Origin of the sequence: Lampropedia puyangensis (genome assembly GCF_004833285.1) — a bacterium.
Classification (GTDB): domain Bacteria; phylum Pseudomonadota; class Gammaproteobacteria; order Burkholderiales; family Burkholderiaceae_C; genus Lampropedia; species Lampropedia puyangensis.
The window spans coordinates 1-15,675 of sequence record NZ_STFG01000016.1 but is presented as its reverse complement, the minus strand read 5'-3'; the positions used below and the strand labels follow the sequence as shown (position 1 = coordinate 15,675).

Sequence of the window (15,675 nt, the reverse complement as noted above, 5' to 3'; positions counted from 1 at the left end):
GTTCGCCGTCGCGATTTTTAACAATTAGATACTTTAAACGTAATTTGTCATTAAAACGTATCCTCGAATGAAAATAGTGCAAGTCTCGTCTACACGGGACGCCCTTGCGCAGCGAGGCAATCCAAGCATGCGGCGAGCCCATAGCCAACGTGCCATGGCGTCCACACACATCCAAGCAAGCCCAATTAGAGCGCGAGAGCGCCCAACAATGGCCAAACACTGGTGGCGCATGTTCGGCATACAGAGCAACACGCTTGGCGTGCGAGACAAAGCAGGCCTACGCAGACATCTGCCCATGTATTGACGGGCCACACCACTGCGTGTAGCGTTGCCCCCTTTGCGAATTGCCTGGCCGCAGACATGCGCGACAAACCCCTTCGGGTTTTACGGAACCTGTTTATCGGCATGAAATCAGCCAAAATCTCGCAACCTATTCACGGCTTCCTCTCCAGCCTTGTGCCTCCTTTTTGGTACACGCCTTTTCATTCAGAAACCACAGACATGCGCCATATGCCTCTGCACCTTGTTCGCCGCTTCTCTTTGCGTTTGAGTTGTTTTGCACTGGTTGGCATTGCATTAATGGCCTGCTCTAAACCAGAAGCAGTCGCGCCACCGGTGCGGGCAGTCAAGCTGGTAACGGTAGGGCCCAGCAGCCAGCAAAGTGCCATTCAATATGCAGGTGCCGTCACCGCGCGTACGGAAACCGCATTGGGCTTTCGCGTTGCTGGAAAATTGCTCTCTCGCCCGGTAGAGCAAGGCCAATCTGTACACAAAGGCCAACTGCTGGCCCAACTGGATGCGACGGACTACCAGCTCTCGGCGGCAGCGGCGCAAGCGCAACTGCGTGCAGCCACCACGGAGCGTGACTTGCAGCAAGCAGACTTGAAACGCTTCCAAGAATTGCGCGCGCAAAACTTCATCAGCGCCGCCGAACTGGACCGTCGCACAGCAGGCCTGAAAGCTGCCGAGTCGCGGGTAGCAGAAGCCCAGGCCCAAATGGCCGCGCAAGGCAACCAAACGCAGTACACCAAGCTTGAGGCTGATGCCGACGCGATTGTGATTGCCACTTTGGCAGAGCCTGGCCAAGTAGTGGCAGCTGGCACACCCGTGGTGCGTTTGGCGCTGGACGGCGCGCGCGATGTGAGCTTCGCCGTGCCTGAGCAACGGGTGGCGCAAGTGCAGGCGGGCCAGCAAGTGACCGTACGCGCGTGGGCGGCTAACCAAGCGCCACAAGCTGCGCGCGTGCGCGAAATCGCCGCCAGTGCCGACCCAGCGACGCGCACATTTGCGGTGAAGGTGGAGATTCTGGGTGAATCCCAGCCCCCATTGGGGGCAACCGTTACTGTTGATTGGCCGGTGGCCAACACCACCGCCAACAGTATTCGTCTTCCGGGCACTGCGATCTGGCAAGATCCTAAAGGGCAAAGCGCGGTATGGGTATTTGATAGCAACGATCAAACCGTGCAAGCGCGCACCATCGACATTGCCCGCGCCGATGGCAATGAATGGGTGGTGCAAAGCGGGCTACAAGTGGGCGAACGTGTGGTAGCGGCAGGCGTGCATGTGCTGCAAGCGGGGGAAAAAGTCAGTGTGTTCAAAGGCGATATTCCAGATACCCCAGCAGCAATGAATAAGACAGACACAAACGCAGGCGCAAATGCAGCAAACACTGCAAGGGGCCAGCCATGAGCACCAGCCCTGCAGTTTCCCGTCACAACGTCTCGAAATGGGCGCTGGACCATCCGGCACTGACGCGATATTTACTGATCGTGCTGATGGTGCTGGGCTGCTTTGCCTATTTCCAACTAGGGCAGGATGAAGACCCTCCCTTCACATTCCGCGCCATGGTGGTGCAAACCCAGTGGCCAGGCGCCACAGCAGAGCAAGTGGCCGAGCAAGTCACCAGCCGCTTGGAACGCACCCTGCAAGAAGTGCCTTACGCAGACAAGATCGACAGTTATTCCAAACCAGGTGTCTCGCAAATCATCTTCCAGTTGGCAGAAAACAGCCCACCTTCTGAGGTGCAGCACATCTGGTACACGGTGCGCAAAAAAATCGGTGATATGGCCTACCAATTGCCACAAGGGGTGCAGGGGCCATTCTTCATAGACGACTTTGGCGATGTGTATGGCGTGATTTACGCGCTCTCAGGCCAAGGGTACAGCTATGCAGAGCTCAAAGCCCAAGCCGATGACGTGCGCCAGCAATTGCTGCGCGTGCCCGATGTGGCCAAAGTCGAGTTGTTTGGCGAACAAGAGGAGCGCCTGTTCATTGAGGCCCCTCAGCAGCGGCTCTCGCAGCTGGGTTTGAACATGCCTGAAGTGCTTGCACAACTGGGGCGGCAAAATGCCGTCTCACCGGCGGGCAGCGTTTACACCGTGGGCGAACAAGTGCGCATTCGCGTGGAAGGCCAGTTCGATGCGCTGGAGGACCTGCGCGCCATGCCCATTCGCGCCGCTTCTGGGCAACAATTGCGCTTGGGAGATATTGCCCAGGTATGGCGTGGCTATGAAGACCCGGCATCTGTCAAAGTACGCTTTCAAGGCCAACCGGTGATTGCGCTGGGCATTTCCATGGCCAAAGGCGGCGACATTGTGGCCTTGGGCAAAGCACTGCATGGCTTGGCCGATACCATTGGCCGCAACTTGCCAGCAGGGATGCAATTGCAGAATGTGCAAGACCAACCCGACGCCGTGACTACTGCGGTCGATGAGTTCGTGAAGGTGCTGATTGAAGCCGTGGCCATTGTGCTGGCGGTGAGTTTTCTCAGTCTTGGGTTGCACAAACGTCCAGGGCAACACCCACTCTGGCGCCGTTACGTCTTGGATGTGCGCCCAGGTTTGGTCGTAGCCATCACCATTCCCTTGGTTTTGGCGCTGACCTTTTTAGCCATGCTGTATTGGGGTATTGGCCTGCACAAGATTTCGTTGGGCTCACTCATCATTGCGCTGGGCTTACTGGTGGATGACGCCATCATCGCCGTAGAAATGATGGTGCGCAAAATGGAAGAAGGCTACAGCAAGTTCCGATCTGCGCTGTTTGCTTATGACATTACAGCCAAGCCCATGCTGACTGGCACCTTGATCACGGCAGCAGGCTTTTTGCCTATTGGCATTGCCAAGTCGATGACCGGGGAATACACCTTTGCAATTTTTGGCGTGACGGTGGTGGCGTTGCTGCTGTCGTGGATTGTGTCGGTGTACTTTGTGCCGTATCTCGGGGTCTGGCTGCTCAAGCCCCCGGCACACGTTGCGCCCCGCGAAGACGATGAATACGCCAACCACCCGGCCAATGGCAAAAACCAAGCGGTTGCAACTGCGGCAGAAGGAGCGCAAGAGACTTCTACGCATGAGCACGATGTGTACAACACGCGCTTTTACCAGACCTTCCGAAACATGGTCGATTGGTGTGTGGAACACCGCTGGACCACGATTGTGGCAACGCTGGCACTGTTTGCCGCCGGACTATTGGGCATGACCAAGGTGCAGCAACAGTTCTTCCCGGATTCCAGTCGCCCCGAAATCATGCTGGACATTTGGTTGCCCGAAGGCGCCTCTTTCACCGGAATTGAGCAAGTAGCGACCCGCGCTGAGGCGCAATTGATGGCCATGGACGGGGTGGAGAATGTCGCGACCTGGATCGGCTCTGGCGTGCCACGATTTTACCTGCCACTCGATCAAATCTTTCCGCAAACCAATGTGGCGCAGTTCATTGTCAAACCCACCTCGCTAAAAGAGCGCAATGCCCTGATGGCGCAATTGCCGCAATTCATGGCCGCGCACTTTCCTGAAGTACGCGCCCGCATCAAACTGCTGCCCATGGGACCGCCAGTGCCTTATCCGGTGCAGTTCAAAGTGATTGGCCCAGACCCTCAAACGCTGCGCCAATACGCAGATGAAGTCAAAACCACCATGACCAACAACGCCCATCTGCGAGGGGTAAACGACAACTGGAATGAACGTATCAAAACCTGGCGTTTGAATGTCGATCAAGACAAGGCATTGGCACTGGGCGTGAACAGCCAGTCCATCGCGCGCGGCACGCAAATGATTTTGGAGGGCGAAACCATCGGCCAATACCGTGAAGGCGACAAGCTCATCAGCATCGTTCTACGCCCACCTCTGAATGAACGCGAGTCACTCTCGGCCCTGAGCAACGCTTACATCAGCACCAACACAGGCGGTGCAATTCCGCTGTCTCAAATTGCAGAACCTGCACTGGAATGGGAATGGGGCGTAATGTGGCGCAGCGGCAAAGAGTACGCCATTACCGTGCAAGGCGATGTGATTGATGGCATGCAAGGCGCTACCGTTACCAACGAAGTGCTGCCGCAACTGCGAGCGCTTGAGGCCCAGTGGCACGCTAAAGGCGACCAAAGCTACCGCATCGAAGTTGCAGGTGCCATTGCTGAAAGCTCCAAAGGCTCCGCCTCAATTGCAGCCGGTATCCCGCTGATGCTGTTCATTGTCTTTACATTGCTGGTGATTCAATTGCACAGTTTCTCGCGTGCCATGCTGGTCTTTTTAACTGGTCCGCTGGGCATTGCAGGCATTGCGGTGGCGCTGCTGCTCTCAGGCAAGCCCTTTGGCTTTGTCGCGCTGCTCGGTGTCATCGCCTTGATGGGCATGATCCAGCGTAATGCCGTCATTCTGATTGACCAGATTGAACTCGAACGCGCCGAAGGCATTGCCCCTTGGCAAGCCATTCTCGACGCAGCCATGCACCGCCTGCGCCCGATTGTGCTGACCGCTGCGGCCGCAGTGCTGGCGATGATCCCTCTCTCGCGCAGTGTGTTCTGGGGACCTATGGCAATCTCCATCATGGGGGGGTTGATCATCGCCACCATCTTGACCTTGCTGGCCTTACCTGCAATGTACGCGGCATGGTTCAAAATTCGCCGCGACACACCCGGCGTAGTACCAGAAGCAGCTCACGGCTGAAACACGACGGGAGTGGGTCCTAGCCACCGATTCACGTGCACAATCGTGCCCTCCCCGCCATTTATGCAAATACGGTAGCCCGCTAGTGCGGCGCTGCCAACCAGGACAGTTATTGTGGAAATCGTCTCACTTCTGATCGACTTCATTCTCCATGTTGACCAATATTTGGAGGCATTCGTTGCCAACTATGGTGCGTGGGTATATCTGATTCTTTTTTTAATCGTGTTTGTAGAAACAGGTGTGGTCGTCATGCCTTTTCTACCAGGCGACTCGCTATTGTTCATCGTTGGCGCGCTGTGTGGCGCAGGCCTGATGCACTATTCCATCGCTATCCCAGTCTTGCTCGTAGCAGCCATCCTGGGTGATCAATGCAACTTCCAAATCGGTCACCACCTCGGCCCCAAGGTCTTCCAGTGGGAAAATTCACGCTGGTTCAACCGCAAAGCATTTGAACGCGCCCATGCCTTCTACCAACGCTACGGCGGCATCACCGTGGTACTGGCGCGTTTCATGCCTTTCATGCGTACCTTTGCCCCGTTTGTTGCCGGCGTTGCCCGCATGCATCGCCCAACCTTCACCGCCTTTAACGTACTGGGCGCATTCCTGTGGGTTGTAGGCATTTGCACGGCAGGTTACTTTTTCGGCAATTTGCCCTGGGTAAAGCAGCACCTTGAAAAAATTATTTGGGGCTTGATCCTGGTCCCCGGTTTGCTGGCCATTTTTGGTGCCTGGCGTGCTGGCAGGAAAGAACAAACCGCACCAATCCAGCCGTAAAGCGCCCAAGCAAGACAAGCAAAAGAAAGCAATTTACAGATTTAATAGGGAAATTACGCGACGAGATGCACAAACCTCTGTAGAATTGCCCGGTTTTACTGGGTCAGATTTTCCTTACTGGCGTTTTGTTGCGTCAAGTAAGGGTGGCTTAGCGAAAATAAGTGCGCGGGTGGCGAAATTGGTAGACGCACCAGGTTTAGGTCCTGACGCCAGCAATGGTGTGGGGGTTCGAGTCCCCCCCCGCGCACCACCTTTTACAAGAAAGCGCACCCACTGCTTTTGCAGGTGCGCTCACATATTTTGAGTGCGTGAAGACAACATAGGGGCCATTGCAGCAGCGGTGATCTCATGGGCCCTCACCGCTCTGCCTTATAGGACCCATCTCATGGCAGTGAATGTTGAAGTACTGGAAAAACTCGAGCGCAAAATTACGCTGAATGTGCCTGTCAACGCCATTCAAAGCGAAGTGGAGTCGCGCCTCAAACGTCTGGCCCGCACAGTCAAAATGGACGGCTTCCGTCCAGGCAAAGTACCGATGTCCGTTGTCGCCCAGCGCTACGGTCACTCAGTGCAGTACGAAGTGCTCAACGACCAAGTCAGCGCCGCTTTCAACCAAGCTGCCAATGAAGCACAACTGCGCGTGGCAGGCCAGCCTCGCATCAGCGAAAAAGAAGGCTCTGCTGAAGGCTTTGTTGACTTTGAAGCCATTTTCGAAGTATTCCCTGAAGTCAAGATTGCCGACCTGAGCGATTTGGAAATCGACCGCGTGAACGTGAACGTGGACGATGCCGCCATTGACCGCACCATCGACATCCTGCGCAAGCAACGCCGTACATTTGCCCAACGCGGTAAAGAAGATGCGGTTCAAGATGGCGACCGCGTGACTGTGGACTTCGAAGGCAAGATTGATGGCGATGCATTCGCTGGCGGCAAAGCCGAAGGCTTTGCATTCCTGGTCGGCGAAGGCCAAATGCTCAAGGAATTTGAAGATGCCGTGCGCGGCATGAAAGTGGGCGAAAGCAAAACTTTCCCACTGGCATTCCCAGCCGACTACCATGGTGCTGAAGTGGCAGGCAAAACAGCCGACTTCTTGGTGACTGTGAACAAGGTTGAAGCAGCCAATCTGCCCGAAGTGACCGACGAGTTGGCGAAATCCCTAGGAGTTGAAGCTGGTACTGTCGCCGGTCTGCGTGACGACATTCGCAAAAACCTCGAGCGTGAAGTCAAATTCCGCGTGCAAGCTCGCAACAAGCAAGCCGTTCTCGATGCATTGCTGACCAAGGCCGAGCTGGACCTGCCAAACGCCAGCATTCAAAGCGAAATTGCCCGTTTGGAGCAAGGCGCCCGCGAAGAACTGCGTCAGCGCGGCATCAAGGATGTGGACCAGTCTCCTATCCCTGCTGAAATTTTCCGCCCACAAGCTGAACGCCGCGTGCGTTTGGGTTTGGTTGTGGCTGAACTGGTTCGCTCCAATGAGCTGCAAGCTACGCCTGAACAGTTGCGTGCCCATGTTGAAGAACTGGCAGCCAGCTACGAGAAGCCTGAAGAAGTGGTGCAGTGGTACTACAGCGACCGCAACCGTTTGGCCGATGCAGAAGCCGTTGTGATTGAAAACAACGTGACCGAATTTGTGCTGCAAAAAGCCAAAGCTGTAGACAAGACCATTGGTTTTGAAGAGCTGATGAACCCACAAGCGCCAGCGACAGAAGAAGCTTAATGGCTGCATAAACGGGCAGCGAACTGCTGCCACGTTTTGATTCAAAAGCAAGGGCTTGTGTTTAATGCACAAGCCCTTATTTATTGGGCATTGCGGCAAACCAAAGGGCATGTAACGCCACATAGTTGGCCACACCTGTTCGACTAGCGCTGACCACTGAGGTGCGCGCTATTCATGTACCATGCACGCATCTGTTGCAGCCTTTGGGTTGTACCTTGTTTGATCAGAACACCGACGTCATTCCATCTACAGGAGATTCCAAAGTGAACATGCTGGAAACCCAAAATCTGGGGCTGATCCCCACCGTCATTGAACAATCTGGCCGTGGCGAGCGAGCTTTTGATATCTACTCCCGCCTTTTGAAAGAGCGTGTCGTCTTCTTGGTGGGCGAGGTCAATGACCAAACCGCCAATCTGGTCGTGGCCCAGCTCCTGTTTCTGGAAAGCGAGAACCCAGACAAGGACATTTCGCTCTACATTAATTCGCCTGGCGGCAGCGTTACAGCTGGCATGTCGATTTTCGACACCATGCAGTTCATCAAACCCGATGTTTCCACCATGTGCCTGGGCTTTGCAGCCAGCATGGGGGCTTTCTTGCTGGCTGCAGGCGCCAAGGGCAAACGCTATTCCCTGCCCAACTCCAAAATCATGATCCATCAGGTTTTGGGCGGTGCACGCGGTCAGGCTACAGACATTGAAATCCACGCACGCGATATTTTGCGCACTAAAGAGCAAATGAACCGGATTCTGGCTGACCGCACAGGCCAGCCTTATGAAAAAATCGTGCACGATACCGAACGCGACTACTTCATGACAGCCCAAGAGGCCAAAGACTACGGCTTAGTCGACTCGGTGGTTGAAAAACGCGGCTAATAAAAAGTATTGTCATCGCACAATTCAGCGGCTAACGACAACCAACTCCGTATTGAACGCTTGCCTGGACACATCCAGGCAAGCGTTTTTTTGTCTGATTCCTATTAATAAATGATCACATACTGTGACGTGATCCTAATTCTTGTGCGCAGTCACAGCACTCGCGCATTGTCACCATCTTTGAACGGGGCATCACGAGGCCACGCAGCGCTGCCAAAAAGAGTGCACAATAGCCGCCTATGAGTATTGATCAGCAAGTCATTCAAATTGCAGCAGAAGTGATGGGCGTGGGCCCGCAAGAGCTGGAATTAGACGCTCCGCTACGTGACTGGGGCCACAAAACCACCATCAATGATGAGACATGCTTGGCACTCAACATCAATATCAGCACACAATCAGCAAGTCAGTGCCGCAGCATCGCAGAGTACCTGGACTTGGTAAAAACTACCTGCTGAACCAAAAAATTAAATGCGCCCCTGCTTGATCCGGCGCTGCATTACTCAATGCACCCAGCAAAGGGCAAAATCCATCGCATGACCACCTAGCAAAAGGTGAGCATTGCAGAGTGCCCTGTATCAGCAGGGTACGCACAAAGCCCATTGATTGTTATCATTCCGTTACCGTTGCCCTTATGATGCTTGCAACGTACGCTGACACCGATCACGCCTGCATCTTCTCGATTGAGCGGAATCTTTTGTGCCCTACACCCAAGCCCATGTGCCCAGCTCGCCTGCCCTGAAAGCGATTCAGGATGCACTGCAAGCAACCCATCAAGACCTGCACCAACTCGATGTGATGCTCAACCACCACTGCGAGGGCTTGATTGCGGCGTTTGAAGGAACAATCAGCGCCCTCAACCACGCAGCAGCCACAGACCAAGGCTGTGCAGATGGGCATATTCAAGAGGCCAAACAATTGCTCTCGCAAGCGGTGCTGAATATGCAGTTCCAAGACATTGCATCGCAAATGCTTAGCCATTGCCAATCGCGGCTGCAAGCGTGTACTGATTTAATGGAGCAACCGCAGCCACATGGTTTACAGACGCACGAAGCCAGCGTATTGCCACCTGCCCATGGGCCAGTCACACAAGCCAGCATGGATGCAGGCAGTATTGATTTGTTCGATTGGCCCACCCATTCCCGAATTCAAGGAGAAACCCCATGAGTGTCGAGCCGATACAGATATTGGCCGTAGATGATTCACCGTCCATGCGAAAAATGGTGGCCTTCACGCTGCAAGAAGCTGGCTTTCATGTCATTGAGGCTGTGGATGGTGAGGATGCCTTGGAAAAAGCACAGCAGCACAGTAGCATTGCACTGGTATTGGCCGATCAGAACATGCCCCGCCTGGACGGTTTAGGCCTGACGCGCCAATTACGCAACTTGCCCAGCTACAGCCAAACACCCATTTTGATTTTGACCACAGAGTCCAGCGACGAGATGAAGCAAGCTGGACGGGCCGCAGGCGCCACCGGTTGGTTGGTCAAACCTTTTGATCCGGTTCGACTGGTGGATGTGATTCGCAGAGTCACCACCCCGGCTGAGCCTTCAGCAACATAACAACCGCGCACACGCATGCCTGATCGGTTCAATGCACCGGACTTCACACCGCCGCAGATTGATCTTCGGCAGTTCTACCGGCTGTTCTTTGAAGAAACACAAGACAACCTCGATCAACTCGAGCGCATGCTGCTGGCGACCAATTGGGGCCATGCAGCAGATGAGGACTTTCACGCGCTCTTTCGCTGCGCGCACTCCATCAAAGGCAGTGCCGCGACATTCGGCTTCGATGCGATTGCCCAACTTTCGCACCACATGGAATCCTTGCTGGACTTGTGGCGCAAACGGCTAATCGCCCCTGAGCCCACAGCCATTAACCACATGTTGGCCGCCGCGGATCTGATCCGTACGATGGTCGCCAACCATGCCCAAGACCGGCCACTTGAAACCCCGCTGCTTACGCAGGTGGAACATGCCGTTGCGGCATTGCAGCTGCACGATGGGCAAGCCAGCACACCACAGCCGCAGGTGAGTAATGCACAAACGCCAGCCCTCACCCCTACGCCAATACAAGAGCTTGCAGCTGGGCCAACCGAAACCACACCTTATCCAACGCCCTCTCCCATAGAGGACGATGATTTTGGTTTTTTTGCTGGCGCACCGGGCGCGCCCAAACCCATCGCCACAACACCTAGAGCAACGGCTTCAAGTGCGGCAAGTACCAACGCACAAACCATAACCTTCGGCAATGGAGACCCCGCTTCGGCTGCGCCACCAATTTCCGATCTCCATGCTGATGCACCACCATCCCTGCGCACAGCGGCAGGAACCTCCAATGCAGAGAGCGGACTGCACAGTGTGCGCGTCCCGATGGAGCGAGTAGATGCGATGGTCAACCTTCTGGGTGATCTGATCGTGTCACAAACTGCATTGCAACAAATGGTGCTGCAACTAGAAAAAAATCAACGCGATGCCCTACAACTTCAATTGGATATCCAGCAGGAATTGATTCGCAACATGCGCGAGACGGTCATGCACATTCGTATGGTGCCCGTTTCGCAGCTCTTCAAACGCTTTCCTAGACTGGTGCACGATTTGTCCGAACGGCTGCACAAACAAGTGCGCCTTATTACCGAAGGCGACGCCACTGAACTGGACAAAGCCATCATCGAGCACATCACTGATCCTTTAATGCATTTGCTGCGCAACTGCATGGACCATGGCATTGAAACACCACAAGAACGCCTGCGCATAGGCAAGCCTGCAGAAGGCTCTTTATGGATTCGTGCGCAGACCGATGGCAACCAAATCGTCATCCAGGTTCAAGATGATGGCAGGGGCCTGTCGCGAGACAAATTGCTTGCCAGTGCGGCACAGCACGGAATGGTTGTGGCTGACCATGCTCCCGATAGCCACATTTGGCATCTGGCCTTCCTGCCCGGCGTTAGCACGTCTGAGGCCATCTCCGATCTCTCAGGCCGTGGTGTCGGCATGGATGTGGTCAAACGCAATATCGAGAATCTGGGGGGGCGCGTTGATATTGACTCCATCCCCCAGCAAGGCACGACCATCACGCTGCGCCTTCCTTTAACGCTTGCCATCACCGATGGGCTCGTCGTACAGGTTGCTTCAGAGCAATACATCCTCCCTTTAGCCGCAGTGCAAGAATCCATGCCTGCCAAACCCCTACGGATAGAAACGATTGGCCATAGCGCCAGCGTGTTGCACATCAACCAAACGTATTACCCGGTAGTGGCACTTGACCAGCTTTTTGCCGTAACACGCCAATCGCCGCCCGCGCCAGAACGCAACGCCACATTGCTGCTACTGCAAGCGGGTACTCATCAAGTAGGGCTATTGGTCGACGCCCTGATTGGTCAACAACAGGTCGTCGTCAAGAGCGTGGAAACCCATTACCGCAAAATCCCCTACGTTGCGGCAGCCACGGTATTGGGTGATGGCCAGGTCGCCCTGATTTTGGATGTCGCACAACTGGCCACTATTCGCCACCCCCATGGCTGGATTCGGCCTGAAAACATGCGCACCACCGATCAAGCGCCCAATCACACAGCCACACCGCAGCCCAGTACGTTGCGCCCCACAACAGCCGCAGGAGTTTGAAGCCATGAGCCCAACCACCAGCTTCTCCATCCCTCTCGCCCAGCCCGCTGATGGCACAAGTGCGTACCTCAGCTTCACCTTGGCGCAGGAAACGTATGGCGTTGATGTGGCTTTTGTACGCGAGATTCGCCACTATCAAATCCCTACACGCATCGCCAATACGCCAGACTTCGTCAAAGGGGTACTCCATTTACACGGCGCCATCGTGCCTGTGATGGACCTGCGTATCCGCTTCCAATGCGCCGAGGCTGAGTATGGCCCTTTTACCGTGATGGTAGTGCTGCAACTAGGCGCCCGTATGGTGGCTGTAGTCGTCGATAGCGTGACCGATGTATCAGACGTCTTGCCCTCCGCAATCGAACCCGTTCCCGCCATGCGCAGCGTGATCCACAGCAGTTGCTTTACCGGTTTGGTACAACGTGAAACGCACATGCTGATTTTGCTGGATGCAGATCGCCTCATCCAAGAAGTAGATGACTGGCTGCAAGCCCATGAGGCGGCTTCAGAGACGACAGCTCTCACGACCTGACTCCCTTCTTCCTACCCCCTGTTGCCGTGCCTGACTCTCGCAGCTTTACTCAACGCACAACCGGTCCTATGCCGCAGTCAGAGGCCACGGTGATCGGTGGTGAGCTCGACTATCAAGAGCACGACTTTCAACGCATACGCGCCATGATTTTTGCGCGTGCTGGTATTCACCTGCACGATGGTAAGCGTGCCATGGTATTCAACCGCCTATCCAAGCGATTACGACTGACGGGACATCGCCGTTTTTGCGACTACTTAGATCAACTCGATCGCGCAGCCACCGCGCCGGAGTGGGAGTTTTTCACCAATGCACTCACCACCAACCTCAGCGGATTTTTTCGAGAAGCACACCATTTCGACGTTTTAGCCCAATGGTTACAAGCACTATCGCCACAGACAAACTGCACCATCTGGAGTTGCGCAGCAGCAAGCGGCGAAGAAGCTTATTCCATTGCAATGACTGCCGACAGCGCACTGCCCAACGCGACGCAACGGATCCGCATTGTGGCCAGTGACATCAATACACAAACGCTTGCCCGGGCGCGAGAAGGCATTTACCCAGCAAGCAAGGTTCAAAGTCTGGAGCCGGAATTTTTGAAGAATTATTTCCAAAAAGGCACCGGTGTGCATACTGGCCAAGTCCGTATCCAGCCTTGGCTAGTCGACTGGGTCACGTTTGCCCAGATCAACCTTCAAGAGCCACGCTGGCCCAGCCAAGTAGCTCAGGTCGATGCGATCTTTTGTCGCAATGTCTTGATTTACTTTCAGGAAAGCACACAACGGCTAGTGCTTGAAAAACTGCACCAAGCACTCACACCAGCAGGGCATCTATTCATGGGGCACGCCGAACATTTAGGCAAGCATGAAGACCTCTTTACACCTATAGGCAAGACCGTGTATGTCAAACGCTGAGCACCCCAGACGCACATTTTGCCAAGGCTCCACCCAACGCTACTTTGATCGTGAATTTGGCAGGCCAGCTATCAAGATTTATCCCGGTGGCTATGCCGCCACTGCCGAGCCTGTTTTAATCTCCACGGTATTGGGCTCCTGCATCTCGGCATGCATCTGGTCACCTCAACAAGGCATTGGCGGCATAAACCATTTCATGCTGCCTGAATCCGAAACCTCGGATCCGCTCTCACAAGGTCTGTACGGCATCATGGCCATGGAGTTGCTCATCAACGCATTGATGAAACTGGGCGTACCTCGCACACAACTGCAGGCCAAAATATTCGGCGGGGCACAACTGATACAGCCCAATGGCACAGGCAACGTGGGAGAGCGCAATGCCACATTTGTAGAGAATTACCTGATGACCGAGCGCATCCCCATTGTCGCGAAAGACCTGCTGGGCAGGCAACCGAGGCGTTTGGTTTTTTTTCCTCAAACAGGTCAAGCCCTCATCAAACGCCTTGGCGAATCCACGCTATCCCCTCAAGACATCGCGCAACAACGCAACAGTGCTCTGCAATTGGCTGCGCGCAATGCAGGAGGCTCGGTCGAACTCTTTGACCAGTCAGTCAACGTCTCTTGAGACCTAAGAACATGTTCACGATCTCTACACAGTCGCGCAAGACTCAAAAAAAAAAAGAGGCTGTGCAAGGGGCGTTTTTTCGGACTCCAACGTGGTCTGCGTGGAAATACTAAACACGCTCTAAGCATTGCGTGCACATGCCATGATCCCTGCATCACAACAGACAAACACCCCATCATCAAACTTAATCAGAGTATTGGTCGTAGATGATTCAGCGCTAGTGCGCCAACTCCTCAAAACCATTATTGATGCACAGGCAGATATGACCTGTATTGCCATCGCAAAGCACGCAGAAATGGCCATACGCATGGCCAGTGAGCTGCGACCTGACGTCATGACATTGGACGTCGAAATGCCTGGCATCAGCGGTTTGCAATTACTCCAACAGGTCATGCAATCCCAACCCCTGCCTGTGGTCATGATCTCCTCACAAACACATGACGGAGCACAAACCACCCTCACAGCCCTCGAACTGGGTGCTATTGATTTTGTTGCAAAACCCAGTATCGGTGTCGCCGATGGACTTATACAACTTGCTCAAGAGGTCGTTGAAAAAATTCGAGCTGCAGCGCACGCGCAACTGCCTACGCACCACACTACGAATTACGACAACAATTGCAATAGCGCCTCGCGTTCAACTCCAGAAACCGAGCTCATTTCTTGGCAAGCAGTCATCACACAACCAGAGCGACTGGAGCCCCGCCAACCAAGCAGGCCGACACCGTATAAAACTCAACGCCACAATACGCAGCCTGCCCCTATCAAGCTTATTGCAATCGGTGCATCTACAGGCGGAACCGATGCGATTCGCACTATCTTGCAAGCGCTACCGCTTGATTGCCCTCCAATCACAATCGTGCAACACATGCCAGCGGGGTTCACACGCAATTTTGCAGAGCGACTCGATTCCGTGTGCTCAATGCATGTCTGTGAAGCAGAGGAAGGCCAACTACTACAACGCGGCCATGCCTACATCGCCCCAGGAGGAAAGCACCTTCGCGTCACACACGTCGCAGGCAACCTCTACGCACAAATCAGCGAAGACAGCCCCGTGCTCCGCCATCGCCCATCTGTCGATGCGCTGTTTCGCTCCATCACCCGCGCCATCGGAGCACAACACTGCATCGCTGCACTTCTAACCGGCATGGGAACAGATGGCGCCGCCGCACTACTCGAACTAAAAATCGGCGGCGCCTACACCATTGCGCAGGATGCCTCAACCAGCATCGTCTACGGCATGCCTCGCGAAGCCGCAGCATTGGGTGCTACCTGCAGCATCTTGCCACTACAGCATATCGGACAAGCAATCGTCCACCACATGAAGCCATGACACTGCAGTGTCAAACTTCTATCAAATCAATCAATATTGAAACAAAAAAACCTGCATTTATACTGTCTGAGAATTAGTAAAAAGAGGAGATGACATGAAAAATACCGAAACCTCACAAACCCTACGTCCAACAGTTTTGGCCTCGCTGCTTGTCTTAACTTGCCTTGGGAATTGAGCAGCAAGGGATTTCACACCCCAGGCTGGTACTTGGGTCATCAGCGAAGAAGTAGACGGCAAACCAGGTCGAGGCTTGGCTATTGATGTGCAGGGCAATACATTGATCATGCAAGTGTTTGGCTACGAACAAAACGGTGATGCCACCTTTGAATCGCACCGGTATCCGTGGAGGCTGAATCT

14 protein-coding genes and 1 tRNA gene are annotated in these 15,675 nt (G+C 54.5%); 14 read left to right on the top strand and 1 reads right to left on the bottom strand.

Going from position 1 to position 15,675, the window contains the following annotated elements:
- Positions 1–501 precede the first annotated feature (501 nt).
- From E9531_RS12995 to E9531_RS12930, 14 genes are all read left to right on the top strand, one after another.
- Positions 502–1,689 carry an efflux RND transporter periplasmic adaptor subunit gene (locus E9531_RS12995; RefSeq protein ID WP_244610105.1) on the top strand — a complete coding sequence of 396 codons (1,188 nt, stop codon included), beginning with the start codon at positions 502–504 and terminating at the stop codon, positions 1,687–1,689.
- The gene (locus tag E9531_RS12990) at positions 1,686–4,940 is read left to right on the top strand and encodes an efflux RND transporter permease subunit (RefSeq protein ID WP_136574202.1); all 3,255 of its coding nucleotides are present in this window, start codon (positions 1,686–1,688) and stop codon (positions 4,938–4,940) included. Before E9531_RS12995 ends, E9531_RS12990 begins: the two co-directional genes overlap by 4 nt.
- Positions 4,941–5,054: 114 nt before the next feature.
- Entirely contained in the window at positions 5,055–5,714 is a 660-nt protein-coding gene (locus E9531_RS12985; protein WP_136574201.1) for a VTT domain-containing protein, read from the top strand.
- A gap of 163 nt (positions 5,715–5,877) precedes the next feature.
- Positions 5,878–5,964, top strand: a tRNA-Leu gene (locus E9531_RS12980).
- A 135-nt stretch (positions 5,965–6,099) separates the two neighbouring features.
- Positions 6,100–7,431: a trigger factor gene (gene tig / locus E9531_RS12975; protein WP_136574200.1), complete on the top strand. Its 1,332-nt coding sequence runs from the start codon at positions 6,100–6,102 to the stop codon at positions 7,429–7,431.
- A 263-nt stretch (positions 7,432–7,694) separates the two neighbouring features.
- Entirely contained in the window at positions 7,695–8,303 is a 609-nt protein-coding gene (gene clpP / locus E9531_RS12970; RefSeq protein ID WP_136574248.1) for an ATP-dependent Clp endopeptidase proteolytic subunit ClpP, read from the top strand.
- 239 nt (positions 8,304–8,542) lie between these two features.
- Positions 8,543–8,758 carry an acyl carrier protein gene (locus E9531_RS12965; RefSeq protein WP_136574199.1) on the top strand — a complete coding sequence of 72 codons (216 nt, stop codon included), beginning with the start codon at positions 8,543–8,545 and terminating at the stop codon, positions 8,756–8,758.
- 241 nt (positions 8,759–8,999) lie between these two features.
- Entirely contained in the window at positions 9,000–9,467 is a 468-nt protein-coding gene (locus tag E9531_RS12960) for a hypothetical protein (RefSeq protein ID WP_136574198.1), read from the top strand.
- The gene (locus E9531_RS12955; RefSeq protein WP_136574197.1) at positions 9,464–9,862 is read left to right on the top strand and encodes a response regulator; all 399 of its coding nucleotides are present in this window, start codon (positions 9,464–9,466) and stop codon (positions 9,860–9,862) included. Before E9531_RS12960 ends, E9531_RS12955 begins: the two co-directional genes overlap by 4 nt.
- 15 nt (positions 9,863–9,877) lie before the next feature.
- The gene (locus E9531_RS12950; RefSeq protein ID WP_136574196.1) at positions 9,878–11,923 is read left to right on the top strand and encodes a chemotaxis protein CheA; all 2,046 of its coding nucleotides are present in this window, start codon (positions 9,878–9,880) and stop codon (positions 11,921–11,923) included.
- Positions 11,924–11,927: 4 nt separating this feature from the next.
- Complete coding sequence (locus E9531_RS12945; protein WP_136574195.1) at positions 11,928–12,452, top strand: chemotaxis protein CheW; 525 nt, start codon at positions 11,928–11,930, stop codon at positions 12,450–12,452.
- Between the two features lie 26 nt (positions 12,453–12,478).
- On the top strand, positions 12,479–13,363 hold the full coding sequence (locus E9531_RS12940; RefSeq protein ID WP_244610104.1) for a CheR family methyltransferase: 885 nt from the start codon (positions 12,479–12,481) through the stop codon (positions 13,361–13,363).
- Positions 13,350–13,988 (top strand): chemoreceptor glutamine deamidase CheD, encoded by a 639-nt coding sequence (cheD, locus tag E9531_RS12935; protein ID WP_136574194.1) that lies wholly within the window; start codon positions 13,350–13,352, stop codon positions 13,986–13,988. Before E9531_RS12940 ends, cheD begins: the two co-directional genes overlap by 14 nt.
- 142 nt (positions 13,989–14,130) lie before the next feature.
- Positions 14,131–15,318, top strand: coding sequence for a protein-glutamate methylesterase/protein-glutamine glutaminase (locus tag E9531_RS12930; protein WP_136574193.1), 1,188 nt, complete (start codon positions 14,131–14,133; stop codon positions 15,316–15,318).
- 154 nt (positions 15,319–15,472) lie between these two features.
- On the opposite strand, the gene E9531_RS17655 is transcribed toward E9531_RS12930, so the two are convergent.
- A partial coding sequence (locus E9531_RS17655; protein WP_211343436.1) for a hypothetical protein occupies positions 15,473–15,675 on the bottom strand: 203 nt, incomplete at its 5' end.

Bases quoted from the DNA above. Each gene is read 5' to 3' on its own strand.
- E9531_RS12995 (WP_244610105.1), top strand. From the start codon at position 502: ATGCGCCATATGCCTCTGCACCTTGTTCGCCGCTTCTCTTTGCGTTTG.
- E9531_RS12990 (WP_136574202.1), top strand. From the start codon at position 1,686: ATGAGCACCAGCCCTGCAGTTTCCCGTCACAACGTCTCGAAATGGGCG.
- tig (WP_136574200.1), top strand. From the start codon at position 6,100: ATGGCAGTGAATGTTGAAGTACTGGAAAAACTCGAGCGCAAAATTACG.
- E9531_RS12965 (WP_136574199.1), top strand. From the start codon at position 8,543: ATGAGTATTGATCAGCAAGTCATTCAAATTGCAGCAGAAGTGATGGGC.
- E9531_RS12955 (WP_136574197.1), top strand. From the start codon at position 9,464: ATGAGTGTCGAGCCGATACAGATATTGGCCGTAGATGATTCACCGTCC.
- E9531_RS12950 (WP_136574196.1), top strand. From the start codon at position 9,878: ATGCCTGATCGGTTCAATGCACCGGACTTCACACCGCCGCAGATTGAT.
- E9531_RS12945 (WP_136574195.1), top strand. From the start codon at position 11,928: ATGAGCCCAACCACCAGCTTCTCCATCCCTCTCGCCCAGCCCGCTGAT.
- cheD (WP_136574194.1), top strand. From the start codon at position 13,350: ATGTCAAACGCTGAGCACCCCAGACGCACATTTTGCCAAGGCTCCACC.
- E9531_RS12930 (WP_136574193.1), top strand. From the start codon at position 14,131: ATGATCCCTGCATCACAACAGACAAACACCCCATCATCAAACTTAATC.